At 47.8% G+C, this 23,382-nt stretch carries 19 protein-coding genes; 10 read left to right on the top strand and 9 right to left on the bottom strand.

Translation table 11 applies throughout. The annotated features are described in order from the left end of the window. Positions 1–38 precede the first annotated feature (38 nt). The 5 genes from AB4Z29_RS22925 (at position 39) to AB4Z29_RS22905 (ending at position 4,662) form a co-directional block, all read left to right on the top strand. Positions 39–713: a response regulator transcription factor gene (locus AB4Z29_RS22925; protein WP_441945361.1), complete on the top strand. Its 675-nt coding sequence runs from the start codon at positions 39–41 to the stop codon at positions 711–713. A gap of 26 nt (positions 714–739) precedes the next feature. Next, complete coding sequence (locus AB4Z29_RS22920; RefSeq protein WP_441945303.1) at positions 740–2,098, top strand: HAMP domain-containing sensor histidine kinase; 1,359 nt, start codon at positions 740–742, stop codon at positions 2,096–2,098. A 173-nt stretch (positions 2,099–2,271) separates the two neighbouring features. Beyond that, entirely contained in the window at positions 2,272–3,186 is a 915-nt protein-coding gene (locus AB4Z29_RS22915; RefSeq protein WP_441945302.1) for an ATP-binding cassette domain-containing protein, read from the top strand. After that, entirely contained in the window at positions 3,183–3,911 is a 729-nt protein-coding gene (locus AB4Z29_RS22910; protein WP_441945301.1) for an ABC transporter permease, read from the top strand. Before AB4Z29_RS22915 ends, AB4Z29_RS22910 begins: the two co-directional genes overlap by 4 nt. A gap of 1 nt (position 3,912) precedes the next feature. Further along, the gene (locus AB4Z29_RS22905) at positions 3,913–4,662 is read left to right on the top strand and encodes an ABC transporter permease (protein WP_441945300.1); all 750 of its coding nucleotides are present in this window, start codon (positions 3,913–3,915) and stop codon (positions 4,660–4,662) included. A gap of 276 nt (positions 4,663–4,938) precedes the next feature. On the opposite strand, the gene AB4Z29_RS22900 is transcribed toward AB4Z29_RS22905, so the two are convergent. Beyond that, positions 4,939–10,950, bottom strand: a complete 6,012-nt coding sequence (locus tag AB4Z29_RS22900; protein ID WP_441945299.1) for an S-layer homology domain-containing protein — start codon at positions 10,948–10,950, stop codon at positions 4,939–4,941. A 500-nt stretch (positions 10,951–11,450) separates the two neighbouring features. On the opposite strand from AB4Z29_RS22900, the gene AB4Z29_RS22895 reads away from it, so the two are divergent. Then, a complete protein-coding gene (locus AB4Z29_RS22895; RefSeq protein WP_441945298.1) occupies positions 11,451–12,203 on the top strand; it encodes a DUF6843 domain-containing protein in 753 nt (250 codons plus the stop codon). A gap of 18 nt (positions 12,204–12,221) precedes the next feature. Here the strand turns inward: AB4Z29_RS22895 and AB4Z29_RS22890 are convergent, their stop codons facing one another. From AB4Z29_RS22890 to AB4Z29_RS22880, 3 genes are all read right to left on the bottom strand, one after another. Beyond that, positions 12,222–13,118 (bottom strand): DUF4275 family protein, encoded by an 897-nt coding sequence (locus tag AB4Z29_RS22890; RefSeq protein WP_441945297.1) that lies wholly within the window; start codon positions 13,116–13,118, stop codon positions 12,222–12,224. Between the two features lie 11 nt (positions 13,119–13,129). Continuing rightward, on the bottom strand, positions 13,130–13,924 hold the full coding sequence (locus AB4Z29_RS22885; protein WP_441945296.1) for a hypothetical protein: 795 nt from the start codon (positions 13,922–13,924) through the stop codon (positions 13,130–13,132). Between the two features lie 284 nt (positions 13,925–14,208). Further along, positions 14,209–14,619 carry an Lrp/AsnC family transcriptional regulator gene (locus AB4Z29_RS22880; protein WP_441945295.1) on the bottom strand — a complete coding sequence of 137 codons (411 nt, stop codon included), beginning with the start codon at positions 14,617–14,619 and terminating at the stop codon, positions 14,209–14,211. Positions 14,620–14,746: 127 nt separating this feature from the next. On the opposite strand from AB4Z29_RS22880, the gene AB4Z29_RS22875 reads away from it, so the two are divergent. Continuing rightward, on the top strand, positions 14,747–15,505 hold the full coding sequence (locus AB4Z29_RS22875) for an MBL fold metallo-hydrolase (RefSeq protein WP_441945294.1): 759 nt from the start codon (positions 14,747–14,749) through the stop codon (positions 15,503–15,505). A 139-nt stretch (positions 15,506–15,644) separates the two neighbouring features. Here AB4Z29_RS22875 and AB4Z29_RS22870 read toward each other — a convergent pair whose 3' ends face one another. Continuing rightward, complete coding sequence (locus AB4Z29_RS22870) at positions 15,645–16,010, bottom strand: c-type cytochrome (RefSeq protein WP_441945293.1); 366 nt, start codon at positions 16,008–16,010, stop codon at positions 15,645–15,647. 182 nt (positions 16,011–16,192) lie between these two features. Between AB4Z29_RS22870 and tatC the strand changes: the two genes are divergently transcribed. Beyond that, positions 16,193–16,924, top strand: a complete 732-nt coding sequence (tatC, locus tag AB4Z29_RS22865) for a twin-arginine translocase subunit TatC (protein WP_441945292.1) — start codon at positions 16,193–16,195, stop codon at positions 16,922–16,924. A 20-nt stretch (positions 16,925–16,944) separates the two neighbouring features. Continuing rightward, positions 16,945–17,148, top strand: coding sequence for a twin-arginine translocase TatA/TatE family subunit (locus AB4Z29_RS22860; RefSeq protein WP_441945291.1), 204 nt, complete (start codon positions 16,945–16,947; stop codon positions 17,146–17,148). 96 nt (positions 17,149–17,244) lie between these two features. Here AB4Z29_RS22860 and AB4Z29_RS22855 read toward each other — a convergent pair whose 3' ends face one another. Both AB4Z29_RS22855 and AB4Z29_RS22850 read right to left on the bottom strand, forming a co-directional pair. Beyond that, a complete protein-coding gene (locus tag AB4Z29_RS22855) occupies positions 17,245–18,960 on the bottom strand; it encodes a GMC family oxidoreductase (RefSeq protein ID WP_441945290.1) in 1,716 nt (571 codons plus the stop codon). Positions 18,961–18,977: 17 nt separating this feature from the next. Then, entirely contained in the window at positions 18,978–19,757 is a 780-nt protein-coding gene (locus AB4Z29_RS22850) for a gluconate 2-dehydrogenase subunit 3 family protein (RefSeq protein ID WP_441945289.1), read from the bottom strand. A 122-nt stretch (positions 19,758–19,879) separates the two neighbouring features. On the opposite strand from AB4Z29_RS22850, the gene AB4Z29_RS22845 reads away from it, so the two are divergent. After that, a complete protein-coding gene (locus AB4Z29_RS22845) occupies positions 19,880–20,572 on the top strand; it encodes a hypothetical protein (RefSeq protein WP_441945288.1) in 693 nt (230 codons plus the stop codon). Between the two features lie 137 nt (positions 20,573–20,709). Here AB4Z29_RS22845 and AB4Z29_RS22840 read toward each other — a convergent pair whose 3' ends face one another. Continuing rightward, complete coding sequence (locus tag AB4Z29_RS22840; RefSeq protein WP_441945360.1) at positions 20,710–22,428, bottom strand: ABC transporter ATP-binding protein; 1,719 nt, start codon at positions 22,426–22,428, stop codon at positions 20,710–20,712. A 58-nt stretch (positions 22,429–22,486) separates the two neighbouring features. Continuing rightward, positions 22,487–23,296: a formate dehydrogenase accessory sulfurtransferase FdhD gene (fdhD, locus tag AB4Z29_RS22835; RefSeq protein WP_441945287.1), complete on the bottom strand. Its 810-nt coding sequence runs from the start codon at positions 23,294–23,296 to the stop codon at positions 22,487–22,489. Positions 23,297–23,382 lie beyond the last annotated feature (86 nt).

Genomic DNA, 23,382 nt, shown 5'->3' with positions numbered 1-23,382 from the left:
CCCAATTCAAATCGGAGAGGACTACCCTACATATGACTATGACTGCATCCATTCTATATATCGAGGATGATCTCGAAATCGGGCGTTTCGTTAACGAGCATCTGCTGGAGCAAGGCTACTCCGTCAATTGGCAGCGAAGCGGCGAGCATGCGCTCGAATCTGCTGCTGGCTGCAGGCTCGTTATTCTAGATGTCATGCTGCCAGGGCTCGATGGCTTCACAATCGGGCAGCGGTTGAAAAAAGCATCGCCTGATCTTCCTATTCTAATGTTATCGGCACGTACATCAATTGACGACAAACTGCAGGGCTTGCAGTTTGCCGACGATTATTTGACCAAGCCTTTTCATCCCGATGAACTAATCGCTCGCATCGAGGTGCTGCTGCGTCGTTCCGGAGCGCGTACGGCAGAACCGCTAGCCATCAAGCATTTACTCGTACATGAGCAGCAGAATCGGATCGAAAACCGGGATACCGGGGAAGAGATTACGTTGACTGGCAAGCAATTTCATATTTTCGGCTATTTGCTTCGCCACCTTGGTCAAATCTTAACGAAGGAACAAATTTATGAGGCCGTATGGGGTGAAGCCTATATCGATGGAGACAAGACGCTGATGGTCCATATCCGCTACCTGCGGGAGAAGATCGAGCGCGACCCCGCTTCGCCAGAAATTATCGAGACGGTGCGCGGCATTGGCTATCGGGTCCGTGCATGAAAAAGCCCAATCTGCGAACAAGGAGCATGCGGTTTCGCCAAACGCTGCTGTCCCGTTATCTGTTAATCGTCATTATTGCTTTTTTGTTTATTCCGATCGTCTTCCCGCTCGCCTCCATCGGCTACGTGATTATTCAAGAAAATAGCAAGCATGCTGATGATGACTTTCTGAAATACGGCAGCAGCCGTGAATTAACAGCCATGTGGCACGGGGAGGCCGCACAGCTGCAAGAAACAGATGCTGCTGAGGTAGACCGCAGGCTGCAGGAGCTTAAGCAGAAATATGCGGAAGCTTCTTTGTTCTGGGTCGATTCCTCCGGCGCAACAAAGCTTCAGCTTCCACCTCAAAGCCTCCATCCGGAACGATGGTCACCGGCTGATGCCGTGCGTTTCATGAAGGACAGCATCGACAGCGATCCATTTACGATCGTTTCTTTTCTCGGTGCAGAGCATAATGGAAGTGCCTTCATGGTCATGCAGATGCCTCGCTCCATCATCCAGCTTGATCGGCCGGTTGGAGCAGGAACGCCTTTCTATATTGCAGCTCTAATTGGCATGATATCCTTATTCTTTCTGATTTCCTTGCTCTTCTTCCGTCACATTCGCAAACGCCTAATTGGACTGCAAGCAGCGATGGCACTCCAAGGCGAGAATGGTCTGCCTCAGCCCATTGCGATAAGCAGGAATGATGAAATTGGGCAATTGGAGACTGCCTTCAACTGCATGGTCGAGCAGCTCAAGGAAAGCGCGGAGCGCGAACGAGCGGAAGCGGAGCTGCGCAAACAGCTGATTGCCAGCTTATCGCATGACTTGAGGACCCCCTTAACGGTCATGAACAGCCAGCTTTATACGCTGCAGAAAGAGCCGTTAAGCGAGAATGCGCAAGCCGCGGTCAAGCAGGTAGAGCAAAAGATCGGCAGCCTGGATAGCCTGATTGAAAACCTGCTCTCCTACACCCTCATGACCAGCGGACGGTATCCGATTAAGCTGGAGCGCCTGGATTTGCTGCGTATCGTAAGGGAAAGCGTCGCTTCTTGGTACCCGTTATGGGAACAAGAAGGCATCGCGGCCGATATCAATTTGCCTGAGGAAGCCCTGCCGCTTTCGCTCGATAAGGCAGGGTTCCGCCGCGTGCTCGATAACTTATTCCAAAATGTCACTAGGCACGCGAAGAATGGCAGCTATATTGGAATACGCATGGAAACGTATGACGGGAGGTCTGCCCTAGTCATCCGCGATCGCGGGAACGGTCTCGCCGCTCATTCTGCAAGCAAGGGAGCAGGTCTAGGGCTCGCAATTGTTGAATATTTGCTGCATGAGATGAAGCTTGGCTGGCATATGGCGAGCAGCGACGAGGGAATGGCTTTCTACATTTTCGAGCTATAAAGGACATAGGATATTTAGCTTTCATCATTACATTCAATTAGCGGAGGGGTAGTCGTTCATAAAACAAATACCGCCTGATCACCCAGCCTGAGTTAAAAATTTAAACCCATTTTAAACTTGGGGAGCCCTTCGTTTAACCTTCAACCGTTACTGTTGATGAAGAGGTGATCAACGTGAAGGAATGGGTAATAGAAACGAAAGGACTCAGCAAACGTTACAAAGGACGTTACGCTGTTTCCAATTTGAATTTGAAAATCGAAAAAGGGGATATCTATGGATTTCTCGGACCGAACGGAGCTGGAAAAACGACGACGATCCGCATGCTGCTCGGCTTGATTAAGCCATCGAACGGCTCCGTTCATATTTTTGGCCAGCCATTGAACAAGGAAAAGCTCTCGATTCTGAGGCGGGTCGGCTCGCTGGTGGAATATCCTTCGTATTACGGGCACTTAAGCGCTACCGACAATCTCGAGGCCATTCGGCGCATACTCGGCGCTCCCGCTGCGAGAATCGCAGAAGTGCTCGATATCGTTGGACTGTCCAAAGAAGCAAGGCGACCGGTGAAGGGCTTCTCGCTGGGCATGAAGCAGCGGCTTGGCATTGCAAGCGCGCTGCTTGGCAATCCCGAGCTGCTGCTGCTCGACGAGCCGACTAACGGACTCGATCCGTCCGGTATTCTCGAAATTCGCGAGCTAATCAAGCAAATGCCGAAGCAGCATGGCATCACGGTTCTCATATCCAGCCATCTTCTGAGCGAGGTAGAGCTGACGGCAGGCACAGTCGGGATTATCCGACAAGGAGAACTCGTATTCCAAGATACGATTGCCCATCTGCATCAGCAGGCACAGGGCAGCATGTCGCTAATGGTCTCCGAGCCGGAGCAGGCGCTCGCAACGCTGCTGCAGCAAGGCATTGAGGCCAAGAAAAAAGGCGACGCCCTGCTGCTTGCCAACTCTGGTGATCATGCGGTAGCCCGAATTGTGAAAAGCTTGGTCGAGCATGACCATGCGATCTACCGAGTCGAGGAAATGAGGAAGTCGCTTGAGGAGCTTTTCCTCCAGATCGTTGGGGAGGTCAAGTCGTCATGATGCTCAAGGCGCTTTCGTCTGATTTCTTGAAAATACGCGGCAAAGGAATGTGGTTCCTAATCTTTATCGGCCCAATTGGCTTAATCGCCATGCAGGYGGTCAACTACGGACTTCGTTACGACTATTTAACGCAAAAATATGCAGGAAGGCTGTGGGAAGCGCTGCTCGTCGATATCCAAATGTTCGTGCCGATCTCGCTTTTTCTTGGGGTGACCCTCATCCCCTCACTCCTATCCCATATCGAGCATAGCACGAATGCGTGGAAGCAGCTTCTGGCGCTGCCGATTTCCAGAGGCGCCGTGTTCCGCTCCAAATTTGCGCTGAGCGTTATTTTGCTGACGATATCCTGTATGGTGCTTGCAGCAGGCACGGTCATACTTGGTTTTTCTTTGCGATTCGAGCTTGCTGACATGCCGGTTGGAGAAATTCTCAAGCTTTGCTTCCTGCCTTTCTTCGCCTCGCTTCCGGCTCTTGCCCTATTCCTATGGCTTTGCATCAATATGAAAAATCAAGCCATTCCCATTACGCTAGGCGTGCTGATTGCAATCAGCTCGGTCTTCACCGGGCTTATTTCCAGCACATGGTCGAAGTGGCTGCCCATCAACTGGCCCATGTTCAGCTTTGCCGGACCGCAGCAGGAGCTGTTCGTCGGGGCAGGCTTCCTGTTCGGCGTAGTCATCTGTCTGCTCGGCACCTTTCATTTCATTCGAAAGGATGTGAGCTAAGATGGCTAGCTTCTTCCGTTTAATCGCAGCGGAGCGATTAAAGCTGTCTAAGTCGTACATTTGGGTGCTCGCTCTGATTAGTCCACTTCTATCGCTTGCGATCGGCATCCTCGTCTCGCCCGATTCGCTTGGCTTGACCAACGACCAAGAGAAATACGCACTGCTCGTATCCTCGATGGCATCCTTTCATGCGATGCTCTTTCTGCCGATTCTGGCCGGCATTCTCTCTGCGTTCGTTTGTCGATATGAGCATGTCGGCGGAGGTTGGAAGCAGCTGCTTACACTTCCCGTATCAAGAAGCGGCCTCTACTTTGCCAAGTTCAGCATCGTTGCTTCGGTACTAGCGCTCACCCAGCTGCTATTCCTCGCTGCTGTATGTACAGCTGCAGCCTATCATGGCTATGCCGGCAGCTTGCCTTGGGAAACGCTGCTTACCGGAATTGGCAGCGGCTGGCTTGCCTGCCTGCCGCTTGCCGCGCTGCAGCTGCTTGTTTCCGTAAGCTGGAGCAGCTTTGCCGCACCGCTCGTCATTAATGTGATGCTCACCATCCCGAACATACTCATCGTCAACTCCGAGAGGTTCGCGCCGTTTTATCCGTGGGCGCAGCCTATGCTGGCCATGCTAAGCTTCAGCGGCGAAGACTTCGGTGCTTTCGCGCTGCCGCTGGAGAACGTACTTATTACCGTGCTGGGCAGCTTTGTTCTGTTTCTCGCTGCAGGGCTGCTTTACTTTAACCGCAAAGAGGTATAGATGCTAGGCAGAAGGGTTTTGCGATGCATTTCAGCTTCATATTGATGCTTGTCGCAGCTGCCTCAAATGGGGAGAATAGCCGCTTCATTTTTCATTAGTTCATCTTATATAGTGGGGTTTATTTGATAAGGTTTCGGTTTTCACTATGTAAAAAAAGGGCAGCCTTTCCAAGTCATTGACCAGGAAAGGCTGCCCTTCATCTTGTAACATTATACCGAGCGTATAAGCGTTGGCACTGCCGCCAATGACAGAAACAAACGTTTATGCTTCTCGTTTTTATTGTACATCATCGCTGATCGTTTCAATCCAGGTTTCGCTTCCATCCTCATTACGCTCAGCTTTATGGGAAATCGTTGCTTCCTGCACATCTCCGAAGCCCCAGTGGCTTTCAGGCATGTCAGGGAACAATGGAGCAAGACCTTTCAAAGGACCTCGATAAACCATATGATTGATCATAGTCACAGCCTCTACACGTTTAATTGCATTTTTCGGCTTAAAGCTGCCATCTGGATAACCGCTCAAAAACTTGCCACTATACAATGCTTCTAGTGTATCGGCTCCCCAGTAACCAGTCGTATCCGTGAAATGCACGGACGTAGGCTTGCTAATTCCAAGCTTCAGGAACCGTGCCATTACAGCTGCAAGCTCTCCTCTTGTCACTGCTGCATCTGGACGGAATGTTCCATCCTCATAGCCGCTGAAATAGTCATGCTTCATCGCAATTTTAATGTAATTCGTTGCCCAGTGACCTGTGCGAATATCATTAAATGACAAGGAATAGTTAATATCCTCATTCTCAGTAAGCCTAGCTACAATCGCCGCAAGCTCAGCACGAGTTAAAGATCCCTCAGCCTTAAACTCTTTATCTGGATAACCCAGAATATAACGATTATGCAACAGCTCACCGAAGCGATCGGAGAACACATTAACTTTTACAGATGATTTGATTGTTTCACTCTTTGTAATAAACTCGCCTAGAATATCAAAAGCTGTATCTGCCTTTTGCATAAGCGGCCATTCGACAACCACTTTATAGCTTCCCGTTTGTCCTCCAAGCAGATTTGTTACTTTCCATACAATTGTGTTGCCTGTTGCCGTACCGCCAGCTGTATCCACAATTGCAGCTCCAGCAGGTATCGTTACCTTTATTTCCCCTTCAGCAATTGTAGTATTGGATACATTGCGGTAATCAATGGAAATGATAGACTTGCTGCCTTCTTTTACTTGGTTCTTATCTACCGAAATAGAAAGTGTCGGGATCACTGATGCCGATGATACGGGAGTCAGCTCCAAATCATGCCTTACAATTTCCCATTCTACAGCAAGATTCGGACTAATATAAGTATTGTATCCAGGCTTCGTTACTACCAGATAATAATCGGTTTCAGGATATACCATGTAAGCATAAAATCCATGCTCATCCGTGAGCTGCACCGGACTTGCATTATCATTTGGCGCAAATCCTACCAATGCAGGCAAGCTTACCTCGCCATTGGCTGCAATGCTTTTAGCTATGTTCCGTGGTGTATTCGCATAATGAAGTACAACCTTAGCATCTTTAATGACCGCTTTTGTGTTCGCATCTGTAATCGTTCCATATGGATCGACCAGCGCTTCAGTAATATTCATTTCCCCCGAAGCTGTTACACTTACCGCAGCATGGCCAAACGCAATAAACTTACCCGGCTCGATCTCATAATTGATCTCCAGCTCATAATCGCCTATGGCTAGACCTTCCGCATTAAATACGCCTGATCCAGATAAGTTAAATACTTTTGGTGCTCCGCCTTCTGTTACGTAGCTGCCATCGGCGTTCTTCAAATAAAGAACCGTACTAGCCAGCATTGCTCCGCTAAACAAAGAGGTTTCACCATCCGGCTGCTTAAGCAGCACGATGCCGGTTACCGTTTTCTCGGAGTCAAAGTTTTCTTCTCCTGTGCCTGTAACCTCACCGACCTGAGCTTTTTGATTATAGACAATTGGCGTAGGAACGCCGCCTACATCAACGATCTGCGAAACCTCCAAATTATAAGAGACATCGCCCTTCGGTACAATGACGTAATACGCACCGCTTGCATCCGTCACGACTGTTTCATCAAAGTCATTGGAATCTATAATGCCGTCTGCATTAAGATCAAGTGTTACTCTGATGCTCGCTCCAGCGACAGGTGTATTCGACTCGCCTTTCGTAATGAACCCTTTAACTGCTGCAGGCAAGAAAGTAATAATGACTTCTTCCTGTGATTTCAAGCCGCGCTCCTTGTCGTAAACATTGGCTTGAACGGGTATAAATTGCTCAGCCACACCTGTAATTTGTTCTGATTTGTAAGTCACAGTCGCAATGCCCTGTGCGTCAGTGACTGCCGTATTCGGCCCCACAAACTGACCTTTACCTACAGGAGCTGTAAATACAACCGTAACACCCGCAATTGGAGTCCCGTCTGCATTTTTAATCATCGCAGAAAGATCGGTAGTCGATTTGCCATCGCCCAGAATTTTATCCGGATTAGCTGTTAGAGTAAGATCTGCCTTCACCACAGTAAAGTAGTTGTCTGTCAATCTGTTCAACCACTCTGATGGTAACGACGCACCCAAAATATCTTCTGCATGGTAAGTAACCATGTATGGATTAGGAAGTGTCTCCGTTGGCAGAAGGTACGTTGAATTTTCCCATAACTTGTAGCCATCGGCAGCAAAGGTAGCTTGGTTTGCAAGCGTTAACTCGACAATTGCACCATTTACATTTGCTGTTACCTTTTCAGCTAGCAAAGTACTTACCGCGGAGAGCTTCAGCTGTTCTCCTGGAATAATATTCAGGATCTCAGATTCACCTTGAGCCTTGTCGCCTGCCCAGCCGTCTAATGCTCTATGAATATTAATCGTTACCGTTGCTGGTATTTTGCTTGTCTGGCCTTTACTATCCGATACACTATATGTGAAGCTATCTTGACCAGAAATAAATTCAGGTCCTGGCGTATAGATCCATGTATCACCCGAAACATCATCGTCCGCCGGACGAATGGTGCCTTTGCTCGGATTACTGTCCAGGCCATATACAATACCAGTAACCGTTTCTGGATCGAGCCCTTTTAAAGTAATAATAATTTCCGTTGAGCCCTCCACTACGTTTACAACGATAGGCTCTGCAACCGGTCTACCATTATAGTCGATATAAATCGCAGCAGGAGCTTCAGAGAATTGCTTGCCGTCGCTTGCTTTCCAATCGAAAGTAACCGCACTGCCTTCCGTCAATGAAGCTGAAGGCATAAATTTCAGGCTGTCCAAACGATCTTTAGCAATGATAGCTGTAGTGAGCGGCGTTACATATACGGATTCTCCTACCGTAGATGTATACCATAGCTTACCGATATCGTTAAAGTTTTCTGGAAGAGTAATGGACACTGAACTTAACAGATCTTTATCCGCATCAGTATAACGAGGTGATTCTGTAAAATCAGAAGCTTTGAAATCAATAACCGCTCCTGACAATCCAGTCTTGTCTATGTCTCCAACAACTGGCGGTGTATTGATGTTAATCGTTACTGTTTTGTTATCCTTTGCATATTGATTGCCATCTGATCCATTCCAATCAAATGTCACAACACCAGTAGCACCAGATGCAGGGATAAACTTCAAATTGGATAAGTCTTCTACATCCATTTCGAATCCGGCCGTTGTAATTTCAATTGCCGCACCCGGACCATTCTGAAGAACAAGCTTGCCTTTGTTCGGATCTGGAAGCGTAACTAGCTTCACCTTATCCAGATTTTCTTCATTCGTGTCACTGTAAGGGGTCGTAAAATCAGCAGCTCCGAATGAAAGCGACTCACCTTTTAGGATGGATTTATTAATCGGCCCTACATTTGGAGCTGCATTTGCTGTAATCGTAACTGCAGCATTAAGCGCTGCGAATTTACCATCTGCATTTTCGCCGTTCCAATAAAAATTAGCAATTCCCGTGAAACCGCTTGAAGCCGGTACAAATGTCAGCTCCGCAATGTCAGCGATGGCAATGAGGTCGCCAGTAGCCACTGGTGATTCATTCAACAATAATACACCTTGCTCAGCATTCGGAAGCGTAATGATCTTAACGTTCTTCAATCCGCCTGCGTCCGCATCACCGTTTTGTTTCGAATAACGATTTTTAAACTCGTCAGCCGTAAAGCTGGTTGTTTCGTATTGAAGACCCGTTTTGGCGATGTTGCCAACGACAGGATCATTCGTGTAGGTAATGCTCACCTGCGCTGGGGCTAATGAATATTGATTACCGTCATACGCTTCCCAATTAAACACAACCGTGCTGTTTTCTGCCAAACTTGCTGCCGGCTCAAATTTCAGCGTATTCAGCATCGTTAGATTGAGAATTGCAGGTGTATTCTGAGCTACCTCTTTCTCTGTTGTTCCGTCTGTGTACTTCAGCTTGCCTTTACTAGCAAAACCTGCCGGCAGCGTGATCCGCACCTGCGTTAAGGCATCATTTTCTGCATCAGCATAAGCAGCAGCATTAGCGAAATCGACCGCTTTAAATGAAATCGATTCGCCAGCAATGTCGGCAATAGCGATGTTTTTCACGATCGGTGCAGCATTGATCGCGATCTTCACCTTTTCATTGTCCTTCGCATACTGCTTGCCGTCTGACGCATTCCATTCGAAGGCTGCTGCACCAACCGCATTCCCGTTAGGAATAAAGCTTAGCTTGCCCAGGTCAGCGGAGTTAATTTCAGTACCAACCGCAACCTCCTCTGCTGGATTCGCGCCGTCTTTATACCAGAGCTTACCTAAATTAGCTGCTGGCAATGAAATAATTTTTATTTTGCTTAGTTCCTCATTCGGAAGCGTTGCATCTGTGTAATGACTCTTGAAATCAGCTGGAGCAAACATCAGAGTTGATCCTTGATTCAATTGCTTCGTAATCTCAGTCACTACAGGAGCTGCATTTGCCGTGATGGCTACTGTAGCGTCAATAGCTGCATATTGCTCGCCATCATAGCCATTCCATTTGAATGAGACTGCACCCGTGATCCCCGATGCATCTGGAACGAAGGCCAATTTATCCAGGTCTGCTTTAAGAATCTCTGCTCCAATTGCAACATCTTCTCCATCCAATTGAAGCTTTCCTCCAGTTGGAAGAGTGGTGATTTTCACCTTATTGAGCTTTTCCGGTTGAGCAGTACCCGCCAAGTTATTATATTTGCTACTAAAATCTGATGCCGAGAAATTCGTTGGCACGTATTGTGCTCCTGCTTTCGCGATATCCTTCACTTCTGGATCAAGGGAGGACAGCGAGTAAATATGCTGTGCAATACCTGTGGCATTGTCAAACAATATGTAATTCACCTTGTATTCTTTGCTTGTACTTGCGCCAGGAACGGTAAATGCAACGTTGCTCCAAGGCTGACTTTCTCCTAGCTTAGCGTTCGAGAATAATTTCTCAGATAAACCTACGTTTTGTTCCACAATTTCAGTGCCATATTTCGTTTCCTGAGTAACACTAACTTCCATACGGAAATTCCCGTTTATTTTTGGTATAAACTCTGTAGCAAGTGTCACCTTATTCGTTTCAATGGTTACACCTGCCTTGGTAATTTCCGCTGCTGTCTTCGGACCTCCATCAATGACAAGCTGTCCCCAATCAATGGTGGTCACCCAGCCAGAATTGAACGAACTAGCAGCTAGAAGATGATGGTGGACAGAAATGCCGACGAATAAATCTTGACCGTCAACGATTTCATCCCATTGATCTTCCTTTATTTCAAATGTTGTCGTATTCCATGTCTCATTTTGTCCAGATAGAGCACCTACTAGCTTTTCTTTAGGAAACTCCTTTTGATACGCAGCCGAACTAAAATTACTTGGCCAAGCTGTTGTAGCAGCCCCTAGTGCAATGTCTGAAGGATCAGATGAAATATATACACGATCCCACTCGCCATTAGCCGCTGTATTCGTCGGATCGTACTCATCTACATCATTTGCACGGATTAGCAAATGAGCACTTTTAGTTGGCTTTTTAACGCCAGCTATTTTAAATTCGATTGGATAAATAGAATCTCCATTTTTTACTGCCAGGTCCATATCACCATCAGCCGTGCTGGTAGCAAGCCCGCCTTTCCAGTTATCGGTACCGGTAAAAAACGCAGCTCCAGTATTTGCCGCTGCAGCAATCGCTGCATAAGGTGCTGGGAAAAGCTGTCCAATCAGTACGGAGAGCGTTACCAGTAATGTCAGGAGCTTTCTCCCTAAACCTTTGTTCCTCTTACGACTTGTAATTCTTGATCTTGTTGCTTCCAAAGCCTTTTCATCTCCCTTAAGCCATTTTCTTCTTCCATCCTCGTACCTTCTGCAATAAAACGATTCGATAGGAAATAAGTCGAACTAAAGCGATTGCAATATGTCTTCTGTCACTAAAATATCGGACCTCTTGACCATTTTAACAATCCATACTGAACAATTTCTGTACACATCCATAAAATCCATGCAATTATATGGTAATTATTATCAAAAAAAGAACGCCAGGCTTTGATTAGCCTAGCGTTCATTTCTGTACTAACTCCCACTTCCATGTGCTGAATCGCAGCAATTACCTTTGCGACTCATGCTGCAGACAAAATCGTGTTTCTCCCGGAGACTACACCGCTATCTGTCCTTTAGCTAGCCGGCACCCACACAAGTCTCCTCCCCCATTCCCTTTATAAAAGTACTACAAAAGATAGAACTACTGCCCTCCCCTATGCGTGCGTTATGCTGAATGAGTAAAAGCACACGACATGCATAGAGGAGGATTCAACGTTGTGAAGCATAAACTGTTCTATGTTTTGGTAGCTGTCACCAGCTATTTTGCAGGCGTGCTCGCCTATCTAAGCTATCTGATCATCGTCTATGACCAAGGCATCGGCAGCGATGCCAGCAAGTTAATTCACTGGACGCTCCCTTCTTATATCTTTCTAATCCTTCCCTGCTATACCCTTATGTTTAGGTGGCGAAAACGAGCCGTTTTGCTGCGAATCACTCTGTTTATCGGTTTAAGCATTATAGCAGCCGCTTCTGTTTTCTTCATGATAGGCTTCGGCATCTGGCGTCTTAGAGATTTATTCATACCTGAAGCCATGCTATTCATGCTGCTATTCGCAAGCTCGTCTGCCATATTTACAATCGGCTCGTTGATATCCAATAGAAAGAAAGGTTACATGCCCTTTATTCTTGCGTCAATCGTAATCATCTATCTTCCCAATCACTTCATTGCTGCTGCAGTTGAGCAAAACAGACCTGTCATTCACCAAATTCCGCAACATTTCCATGGTACGGTCAGCATTTATTACGGGGAGGAGGGCAGCCCGCCTATTCCTAGGATAAAAGGGTATGAGGTCATTCGGATTCCAAATAGCGGTATCTATCACACGTCAAGCACAAGACCGTCCAGGGGCATAAAACACGTGCTTGTTGACGAGCATGGAGCAGAAATACAGCCCATATCCATACCAGGCGAAATGTATAGTCCAGGCGACAAGCCGGCGATTTCCATCAGCAGCTATGAGGTGCCGTAGTTCAGGAGCTTCCTGCCCCTATCTTATGGAACAGAAATAAGGACCGCAGTAGGACTCATGTGTCTTTACGAACGTCCACTCAAAGTTTTGATCTACGATGTATATATCCTGCTCACTTTCGAGCAGATTTGCCGTTAACCGGCCAGCGTCTGCTACGAACAGAGCCAAGTCATGATCTTGGTAAAAAACATAGCAACCCTGCTTGCTTGCATCGTGAAAAGCTTTTATCGCTTCGTCTTCTTTTAAGCAAGGTGTCTTCTTGTAGCTGAACGCATGCCATAAATACTGGTCCATTGCGATTTGGTCTTTCTCGTCGTCATCCAGTCCCGCGGCAAAAATATGTTCCCATGCGAGCTTCAATTCTTGCCCTGGCCTGTCTGCCTCGGCAGCTTGTACATTCTCGGCTTGTAGGATGGGGAGAAGCTTTAAATCGTTAATCGTTACCTGACGATCGCCAAACAAATAGTCTTTCAATGCTTCCTTGAACTCATCGCTCGTATGCTGTAGCATTTCATAGAGCGTGCTCGCATGGCGCATGACAATATCATGGTCCAGCTTACTGTCCGTCTCAAAAAAACCATCCGGATACTGATCCAGCTCACGCTTCCGTACGGCACCGAAATACTCGAACATGTATACGAAGAAGCCATCGACGATGCTTTTATCAATCATTTCCTCGATCTGTGCTCTGTTAATGAAGTCAACAATCAATAGCGGATTGGCCGACCATATAAACCCGCTATCCCCAATGCCTCGATTGTCTTCACGAATGGATTGGATGCATTTCATCGTATATACGTTGGAGTTCCATCGCGAGCCGTCCGGAAACGTAACGATTACCATTGTCTGCGCCTCGTCGTCGCCTTCAAGCCTGCTTTCGTCATCTATCTGGATATGTCTCTTCTTCGAAAACAAACGATCCCGCCTCACTCTTTTAGGTTAGTACTCGCATAGGGAGGATTAGCTCCACTACTCTTATAAAAGGTCATTGAATCACGGTCGACTTGATAAGCAAAGAACCGTGAATTCGTTATGTTTCCTTTCCGCCACGTTTCAGTAAACGTAACAATGCAGCTGCAGCGGTTCCCTGCTGTCTCTTCCACGCTGGTTTCCCTATCGACCTGATAACCTTCAATCGTTCCTCGCCATATGCCGATATGATCAGGAAAGGCTTGAATGGTCGTTCCCTTCCCTTGCGTGGCAAAAGCTACTGCTTCCTCAGGAGAAAACGGGGGTTCAGGCGGGGCCTTCCCGTCCAGCACTCCCCAAGTTACCGCGTACAGCGCAACGGGAAGAAGCATGATAAAAGCGACTCTCTTCCCTTTCAGCATCCTAGCCTCCAGCCACCAATCCAACGCCCCATAGGCTAATGCAATGAGAACGCCGATTAACAAAAGGAACCAGCTTTTTGCAAGCAAACCTAGACCCATCCCAAAAAGACCATGCAGCAATACGCCTAGCCATAACCAGCGTGCAAACCATTTGCAGCGAAACCACTCAATCACTAAAGAAGCCGCATTGCCATAAATGAAAATAACAGTTCCTATACACATGTTGTAAAAAAGTATGGTATAGAAAATGTCTGTCCTAACTTGATTCAGCGCTATCGAACCGTCGTTCCCCAACCAACTAAACAAAGGCAAAACAATAGATGCCAACGTCGATATCACAAAGGTTGTCATTAGCTTTCTAATCATCAGATCCGACATGTCGCTCCCCATATTAACCCACTCCATCCTTAGCTTCTATCAGCTATGCATCCATCATAGCCGCGGCTGCAAATGAACGGCAGTTCTAACTTTCGTAGAACCTAATATTTGGGGCCACGCCGCCGCTTCGGAATATGGATTCGCGAATAAGAACATGCCGCTCAGAATGATGCTTGCTGCGGAAGCCGCCATGCCTACCTATTCTACTTTCATGCCTTGCCTCACCTGCTATTCGCAATTGATGCTCAATCTTTGATCGATGATCCGTCTTTTCCCGTTATCTCATTCATAAATTCTCACGATCTTTTAATAACAATAGATATTTTGTAGTTTGCATGTTCGCTCAATCCATCAAGAAACTGATCTATGTGTTCATTCGAGGGAAATCTACACTCAAGCAGATAACATCCATCTCCACTGATTTTATAGTTATTCAATATGTAGTGCCCTTGCATTTGAATAAAGGCAAGCAATGGCTGATGATTATGGCTATTCGTAAAAATCGTAATAAAGACGTGCATCATGCATCCTAATTTAGCTTGGTTAACTTTAATCGAATACCCCTCAATAACGCCAGTATCCACCAGCTTCGCAACACGGCTTGCGGCTGCTTGTCCGGTCAAATACACTTTACCTCCTAATTCCTTCATTGTGATACGACTATTTTCAGATAACTCAGCCAAGATAAGCATATCGGTTTGATCCATAGTAATCCTCCCTATTGAATGTTTTTCAAATATCAAGTGAAAACGCTAAACGACTTGAATTAAGCTCTGTAAACCCATATGTCTATCCCATACAATACATATATATCAAAACAAAGGGGATGTAATAATGAAAGTTACACTAATTAGAAATGCAACTTTGGTTGTCGAATATGCGGGAAAGAAATTTTTAGTTGATCCATTTTTGGCTGACAAAGGAACTTACCCTCCATTGCCGAACTCGTTGCGACAGGATCAATTCAACCCGCTCGTTAGCTTATCTACTTCCCTTGACAACATTATAAATGTGGATGCTGTTATTGTAACCCATCTGCATTTAGATCATTTTGACGATAAAGCAAAAGAGGCACTGCCAAAGGATATCCCGATGTTTGTACAAAACGAAAAAGACGCTAAGGAAGTTCGAAATGCTGGTTTTGAGAGAGTAGAAGTTCTCAATGAAGATTCACGTTTTGAAAATATCCAGCTAATCAAAACAAAAGGAGAACACGGTCGAGGGGAACTATTAAAACTGACGGGCGATGTATGTGGCGTTGTTTTTAAGCACGAAGATGAAAAAACAATCTACGTAGCTGGAGATACCGTTTGGTATGAAGCCATCCAGGAAGTAATCGAAACCCATAAACCAGAGATTATTGTCGTAAATGGCGGAGATAACCAGTTCCTACAAGGCGGTTCTTTAGTAATGGGTAAAGATGATATTTATCAAGTAACGCAAGCAGCTTCAAACTCCACAATCATTACCGTCCATATGGAAGCAGTGAACCACTGGACCTTATCAAGAGAGGAATTAAAAAGATTCCTTGCAGAAAAAGGGTTATCTACTTCCGTTTTAGTACCGAATGACGGTGAATCTTACACATTCTAATGGCAAGAACGATATACAACCGTTTTGAATATGAAAGGATCCCATTAAACAAATTGAATCGAATAAATAAGTTTAATAAATAAACAGCAGTAGCCCCTTAGAATTGATATCTTTCTAAGGGGCTACTAGTTGTTTCGCGTTATTTATGCCCAGCCAGCCAACTGGCAAGCGCAGCAATTTCCTCGTCCTTCAGCTGTCCTTTATAAGCAGGCATCCCGTTCCCGCCATTGCTTATTTGTGTCGTGATCTGATCAGCAGACATCTCCGCACCTACATGCTGCAGGTTAGGTCCAACCCCTCCGCCAAGATCTACCGCATGACAGCTTACGCAGTTTTTGCCGTACAAAGACTCCGCTTCAGCCGTATTGACCGTCGCGTTACCGTTATTATCGGCTGGCGTTTCGTCTTTCGCTCCGTTATTCGTTTTATTGCCACCGCAAGCAGCAAGCGAAATAAACAACAGGAACACGGTAAGCATCATCAACCATTTGTAGTGATTATTCATTTTTTTGCCTCCTAGGTATTGGGAGATTTATTATTAACTTCCCCTAAAACCCATAGCTTATGCGCAGCTTCCCAATCATTTTCAGAAAAGGCAAGCCTGCGCATAACGGCATGTTTAATGGTTATCCTAAAGAAATGTCATGACCGTTTAAACGAAATAAGCTTTTACTGCGGGGTGGTTTTGTGGATTTACAAGGGGATTTGGTCAACCATCTGACCGAGCTGAGAAAGAGGCTGATCATCGTTATCGCTTGTTTCTTCGTCTCAATGAGCGGTGGACTATACGTTGCCCCCATGATATTGAGGTACATTAAATCAGGCTTGACCGCCAAATCCGTCGAGTGGAATGTTTTTTCGTTCACGGACGGCCTGTTTATCTATTTGCGATGCGCCTTCCTGTTTGCCATTTTGTTCACGCTGCCCGTGCTGCTGTATCATACTTGGGCATTTGTGAAGCCCGGGCTGACGGATACAGAGGCCAAAGGAACTCTTGCCTACGTACCCGTGTCGTTCCTGCTGTTTCTAATTGGCGTATCCTTCAGCTACTTTCTCGTGTTCCCGATGATGCTCGGATTCATGATCGAGATGAACCACAACGTCGGTGCAGTCGAGACCTATGGGATCGATCGATACTTCTCCTTTCTGTTTAGCGTCGTGTTCCCGCTAGGCGTTGCCTTCGAAATGCCGCTCGTCATCCTATTTCTAACCAAAATCGGATTGCTCACTCCCGAGCGGCTGAACGGATCGCGCAAATACGCTTATGTCAGCTTGGCCGTCGTCGGAGCCTGTATCTCTCCGCCCGACTTTGTCTCTCATCTATCCGTGACCGTGCCGCTGCTCCTGCTCTTCGAAATCAGCGTGCTCGTAACGCGGAGATATGCGAAACGGGTCAGCGCGGTTCCAACCCCTACTTGAATCAAAAAGGAGAAATCTACATGTTAAACAATATCGGAGTCTCAGGATTGGTTATTATTCTGCTTATCGCGCTCATCGTTTTCGGGCCGGCTAAGCTTCCGCTGCTCGGACGGGCATTCGGCGATACGCTTCGCGAATTCCGCAGCTCAACGCGTGGCATCGTAGACGATGAACAGCCTGCTTCTTCCGCGGACAAAAAAGAGGACGTGCAGAAGCTGCTGTAACCAGCTGAGCATAAGCTGAACAAAAGCAGAACAAAAAAGGCCGTTCCCGTGTTTTATCGGGAACAGCCTTTTTTGTTTGTGCGCATTTGGCTTGCCTTATCCGAGCAAACCGCCTTTTTCACGATACTTTACAATCCCTTCAGCCGCGCGATAAGCAAGCGCGCCTACCGTGTTGGTTGGATTGTATCCTGCATTCTGGGGGAATGAGCTTGCCCCTACTACAAACACATTTTCCGCGTCCCACATTTGACTATACGTATTTACCGCTGAGTTTCCCGGATTGCTCCCCATTATGACGCCGCCAGTGTTATGGGTCGACTGATACGTCATAATGTCATAGGGACCAAGCTCCTTTAGATAATCAACCTTATCCGCGCCCATCTCTGTTACAATCTTCGAGCAGCGATCAGCAAGAAACTTTGCCAGCTCTCGGTCTTGATCCTCAAAGTCGAACGTAATGCGGAGAAGCGGATCCCCATAAACATCCTTGTAAGCCGAATCCAAATCGAGAAAATGGTGCTTGAACGACATCGATGACCCCTGCGCGCCAACTCCAATTGTTCGGTTCGAATAATGAACGGACTTCGATTTGAATTCAGAGCCCCAAGACGCCGTTCCAGATGGAACAGGATTGTTCTGAATCGGCCTCGATCCTGGCTGGCCAATCGCAATCACGCCCCCATGGATAAAATTCAGGTCGGAGTGGTCAAAGTTGTCGCCGTTATAATCATCAATCGAAACGCCCAGCGCGCCCGCGCCCGCAAAGTTATTGAACTGTTGATTCTCGAAAAAACCGATCGCGCTGCCTTTGGCAACCTGATACGCGTAATTCCGTCCAATCACTCCCGTTCCGGTAGAGGAATCATAGGGCTTGCCAAGCTCGGACATCAGCAGCAGCCGGACATTGTTAAACACATAGCTTGTCACGACAACGATGTCTGCAGGCTGAATAATCTCTTCACCTGTCGTTACGTCAGTGTACATGACGCCTGTTGCTTTGCCGCCCTTATGTAGAATGCGCCGTACATTCGAATGGGTACGGATCTCGAATTTGCCGGTTTTATTCGCAACGGGAATGACGGTTACTACAGGATCTGCCTTAGCCCCATATTCACACCCGAAGCGCTCGCAATATCCGCAGTACTGGCATGCCGCACGGGTAATGCCATCTGGATTCGTGTAATTTTCCGAAAGATTGGCAGATGGCATCATATACGGATTCAGCTTCAGGCGGCCTGCCGCTTCTACGAACATCTGCATCGCAGGAGTCTTCTTCATCGGCGGTGTCGGGAAAGGACTGCTCCGTTTCCCGCCTAGCGGGTTCACTTCTCCAGAAATGCCGGTAAGCTTCTCGAATTTGTCATAATACGGCTCGATCTCGTCGTAAGTAATACCCCAATCCTGGATCGTCATGCCTGCCGGAATTTTGTTTTTTCCATACTTCTCGATGGTCTTGCTGCGAATCTCGAAATCATAAGGCAGAAAACGATAGGTTTGCCCATTCCAGTGCACCCCCGCCCCGCCTAATCCGTCACCGATGAGAAACGAGCCGTATTGCCGCATAGGCAATGCACGAGTTTTCTCGTTACTGCGGAATGTAATCGTTTCTTTGGATAAATCCTGCATCATTTCGTAACGCAAGCCGTAACGAAGCTCGTCATGCACCATGAAATAATCCTCCGTTTTACGCTCCTTGCCTCGTTCAAGCCCAACGACGTTTAGTCCGCTTTTGGTCAGCTCGGCCGCAATAATGCCGCCAGCCCAGCCTACACCTACAATGACAACATCGGTTTTCGGTAATGTTTTGGCCATAATATCCTCCCGATTCGCTAATGAGCAACCAAATGATCCTGTAGGCTGTTCGGCTCGATTTTTGTGAAATCCTTCTCAATGATGGTGAGGTAGCTCATTTGATTCCCCGGATAGTTGCGCATCTTCCAGCCGTTCATATCCATATTGCCACCATACAAGGGATCGCTATATGCGCCTTCCAGCGTACTGCTCCGCAATATTTTGAAAAAACCGCTCGCCGAGATCGTCGTCAGCTTCACCTCGTCCGACTCGAAAGCCTTAAGCAGCTCATCCTGCTGCTCGTCCGTTAATTCCACGAAGCTTTTATCAAATTTCGTCATACTGTAATTTTCAAGCTCGCGCAGCCCGATCTCGAACATTTCCTTTCGCTTGAGCCGTCCTTGATAGCCCTGCACGCTCTCTCCCGTATAAAACGGTGGCATCATATAATCCCGACCATTGAACCCCCATTCCCCGGCAAGCTGATGGTCGATGAAAAAGGCTACGCCCAGCGATTTGGCTCCCGGTCCGGCATCATCCTCCGGGAATATGCGCTCCGTCGCGCTCTCCACGATTCGAAACTGATCCTGAGTCAAAAACATGAGCGCCCGATTGTAGTTTTTCGGTTCGACCGCCTTACCTTCATCATCCTTAACAGGCGCTGTCTCGGCGGCTGGCTTTCGTTTAATCAGGGAACCAAGCGCTCCTCCCACGACGATGCCGCCCAATGCATAACCGCTATTAATTAGAAACTTTCGCCGCGAATTGCCGTCTACCGCACCTTTGCTTGGCTTTTTCCCTTTATCGTCTCGATTCAATCGCTGCACCTCCTGGATATTTCAAATTCCTCTTTTATTATTTTCCAAGAAGCTATGAATATTCATAAGATGGTAATGGTCATCCTAACAGCAAATTGCTACCTATGGAGGATGATCGTTCAATGACCGCTCTCAGCAAGCTGCTTGCCTTATCAATAGCTGCTGCTGCCCTATCCGGCTGCGCCAGTGACACACCCAACACCACGCATTCCAAAGCTTTATCGCAGCAAGAAGCCAAGATGCTTCATGATCCTTCCGTTATTCCAAGCGAAAACGGTCCTAAGCTTCATACGACTAACAAGCATGGCCAAACCACAAACGGCATGGGTACATCCGTATACAGCATGATTGGCAGCTCCAGCCTGCATGCGAGCGGCTTCTCCGCCCATCTCGAATCAAGGCTAAGCGGAATCGGCATTCCCGACGTGCGCGTATTCGTGTTCGACGATACCGTCGTGCTGGCTACGGAGAAGCTGACAGCCTCCGGCTCGAAGTACGATGACGTTCAGCGAAAAGTGCTCGATCCGACAGAAGGCCTGTCGGGTAAAGGCTATTCGCCGGATGACGGGCTTGGCGGTATAAGCGGGACTGACAAGGAAAGCCACGATAATCTATCGATGGCTGCGAGCCAGATCAAAACCTTCATGGGCGGCGATGTCAAAGTATTGACCGTAACTGGAGCGAAGGCGGTGAAAGCGATCGAGAAAATTCGGGCAGATGCTCTTGCCGAGAACTTGTCGCCGGATAGACTGGCCAGCGATATGCGAGAGCTGCTTAGACTAGTGAAGGCGGATCGGAGCAACGCGAAGAGGTAAGCACTCGTTCTGAATGAAAACGGCTCCCGAAATGATTTCGGGAGCCGTTTGGTATATTGCGCTGCATTATTTCGGTATATTGCACAGCATAATAAATGGTACAGAAATCCGTACTGATTACAGAATGCCAGTGTTCCTTATCTCGCTCCGAACTGTGCATGGTGCAGGCGGCTGTAAATACCGCCCGCCGAGACGAGCTCCTCGTGCCGACCCTGCTCGCTAATCCCTTGCTCCGTAACGACGACGATTCTGTCGGCGTTCTTAATCGTGGCAAGCCGATGCGCGATAACTAGCGTCGTGCGTCCTACAGACAATTCTGCCAATGATTGCTGAATCGCGGCTTCTGTCTCCGTGTCGAGCGCCGACGTCGCTTCATCGAGAATGAGGATTGGCGGGTTTTTGAGGAACATCCTTGCAATGGCGAGGCGCTGCTTTTGCCCACCGGACAGCTTAACGCCGCGCTCTCCAACAACCGTATCGAGGCCTTGCGGCTGGGCATGGATGAATTCCTCCAGCTTCGCCCTGCGTGCTGCCTGCCAGATAGCCTCGTCCGACGCTCCGAGCTTGCCATAGGCAATGTTCTCGCGAATCGTGCCTGCGAACAGGAACACATCCTGTTGAACGATACCAATTTGCTTCCTCAGCGAATCCAGCTTCAAATCGCGAATATCATAACCGTCGACAGAGATGCTTCCGCCCTCAATCTCGTAAAACCGCGGCAGCAGGCTGCAGAGCGTTGTCTTGCCCGCCCCGGACGGTCCGACGAAAGCGATCGTCTCGCCTGCGCGAATCGTCAGGTCAATATTCTGGAGCACCTTCGCTTCGCCTTCGTAACCGAACGTTACTTGGCGATACTCAATGTTGCCGGATAGGCGGTCTACCTCGGTCGCATTCGGCTTATCAGCAACGTCAGGAGCCGTTTCCAGCAATTGAACGTAGCGTTTAAATCCAGCGATCCCTTTCGGATAACTCTCGATAACGGCGTTGATCTTTTCGATCGGCTTGAAGAAAATATTCGTCAGAAGCACGAAGCTGATGAACTCTCCGTATTTCAATTCCCCTTTAATAACGAACCATGTGCCCGCAATAAGCACGAACACGGATACGAGTCTCATCAGCATGTACGTGATGGATGAGTTCAACCCAATAATTTTGTACGAAATAAGCTTGGCTTCGCGGAAGCGCAGGTTGTTTAATTTGAACAGCTTTCCCTCATGGCCTTCATTGGAGAACGCCTGAACGACGCGGATACCGCCAACCGTATCCTCCACGCGCGCGTTGAAATCAGCCATATCCGAGAACAGGCGATTCGCGGCTTTCGTCATTTTTCCATTGAATAGGAGCACGAGCCAAATAATAATCGGCACGATTACGAAGGTGAGAATAGCCAGCTCCAGATTAATATACGCCATGATCCCGAAAGCACCTACGAGTGTCATCGCCGCAATGAACATATCCTCCGGCCCGTGATGGGCGACCTCGCCGATCTCGAAGAGGTCATTCGTCAGGCGCGAGATCAGATGACCGGTCTTAGTGTTGTCGAAGAAACGGAAGGATAGCTTCTGCACATGGTCGAACAGCTTTTTGCGCATATCCGTCTCAATGTTAATGCCGAGCATATGTCCCCAATACGTAACAACATATTGCAACAGCGTATTAATGATATAAACAATAAGCAGAATCGCACAGGCCGTTACAATCAGCCCCCAATTCTCGTCCGGCAGCAGCGTATCTATTACATAGCTGACCGCAAGCGGGAAGCATAGCTCAAGCACAGCCAGCAGTACCGCACAGCAGAAATCCAGCAGGAATAGCTTCTTGTAAGGCTTATAATAGGCAAAAAATCGTAAAAGCATCATACACTCCTTCTTCTCTCGTTCTGATAATCATTTTCAAGAAAATGATATACAATCACTACCTTAGTGTCAATCCATCGCCGAAATCAATTCGCTCCGCATGCGTATACACGTTCATCTCTCCGCCCCTAATAAAACCTACGCAGGTGATGCCGAGATCCTCGGCAAGGCGCAGGGCGAGATCCGTCGGTGCCGACTTGCTGAGCATAATGCCGCAGCCAATCTTAGCCGCTTTTAGCACCGCTTCTGAAGATAATCTTCCACTAAAGGCAATTACCTTATCAGAGGTGCGCAGGCGGTGCATCAAGCAGTAGCCGAACAGCTTATCAAGCGCGTTGTGCCTGCCAATATCCGTTCTGACGGCAAGCAGCCCGGATGGCGTACCGATCGCCGCGTTATGGACGCCGCCCGTGCTGCGGAATTCCGCAGAGCTCGCCTGCAGCTCGTGCATGAAACGGATGCACTGCTCAGCCGAGATGCGGGTGCGGGTCATGATTGTTTTGGCCGTAAGCATGTCATTGTGAAAATAAAACTGTCTGCTCTTCCCGCAGCAGGAGCCGATAAACCGCTTGGCATAATGGTCACGGCTGATCGTTAGCTCATGCTCAAGCTCTACGTAAGCAAAGCCTGTATCCTCATGAATGGTGAGCGCCTTTAGCTGGCCCGCTTCGCGAATAACGCCTTCGGAGGCTAGAAAACCGACGACCAGCTCCTCCAGATTGGTGGGCGAGCATACCAGCGTCGCGAACTCTTCGCCGCCAAGCTTCAAAGTGAGCGGGAATTCCGCGGCAATGTCGTCATCCCTCTCTAAAGGCGCAGTGCCATCGTATCTCAATATGCGCCATTTCGTCGTATTCGAAAGCTCCATATGCATCCCCTCCCTGCACCCCACGCGTCTTTGCCAAAAGGCTTTACGGCAAAGAGATTCCTTGCTCCCTTGCTGCTTCGCCCTCG

This window comes from Paenibacillus sp. 2TAB23, from assembly GCF_052115165.1.
Classification (GTDB): domain Bacteria; phylum Bacillota; class Bacilli; order Paenibacillales; family Paenibacillaceae; genus Pristimantibacillus.
This window is presented reverse-complemented; position numbering and strand designations above follow the sequence as displayed.

Coding starts and splice junctions, on each gene's coding strand:
- AB4Z29_RS22920 (WP_441945303.1), top strand. CDS start 740: ATGCGGTTTCGCCAAACGCTGCTGTCCCGTTATCTGTTAATCGTCATT.
- AB4Z29_RS22845 (WP_441945288.1), top strand. CDS start 19,880: ATGACCGCTCTCAGCAAGCTGCTTGCCTTATCAATAGCTGCTGCTGCC.
- AB4Z29_RS22870 (WP_441945293.1), bottom strand. CDS start 16,010: ATGAATAATCACTACAAATGGTTGATGATGCTTACCGTGTTCCTGTTG.
- AB4Z29_RS22855 (WP_441945290.1), bottom strand. CDS start 18,960: ATGGCCAAAACATTACCGAAAACCGATGTTGTCATTGTAGGTGTAGGC.
- AB4Z29_RS22840 (WP_441945360.1), bottom strand. CDS start 22,428: ATGCTTTTACGATTTTTTGCCTATTATAAGCCTTACAAGAAGCTATTC.
- AB4Z29_RS22925 (WP_441945361.1), top strand. CDS start 39: ATGACTGCATCCATTCTATATATCGAGGATGATCTCGAAATCGGGCGT.
- AB4Z29_RS22880 (WP_441945295.1), bottom strand. CDS start 14,619: ATGGATCAAACCGATATGCTTATCTTGGCTGAGTTATCTGAAAATAGT.
- AB4Z29_RS22885 (WP_441945296.1), bottom strand. CDS start 13,924: ATGGGGAGCGACATGTCGGATCTGATGATTAGAAAGCTAATGACAACC.
- AB4Z29_RS22860 (WP_441945291.1), top strand. CDS start 16,945: ATGTTAAACAATATCGGAGTCTCAGGATTGGTTATTATTCTGCTTATC.
- fdhD (WP_441945287.1), bottom strand. CDS start 23,296: ATGGAGCTTTCGAATACGACGAAATGGCGCATATTGAGATACGATGGC.
- AB4Z29_RS22905 (WP_441945300.1), top strand. CDS start 3,913: ATGGCTAGCTTCTTCCGTTTAATCGCAGCGGAGCGATTAAAGCTGTCT.
- AB4Z29_RS22875 (WP_441945294.1), top strand. CDS start 14,747: ATGAAAGTTACACTAATTAGAAATGCAACTTTGGTTGTCGAATATGCG.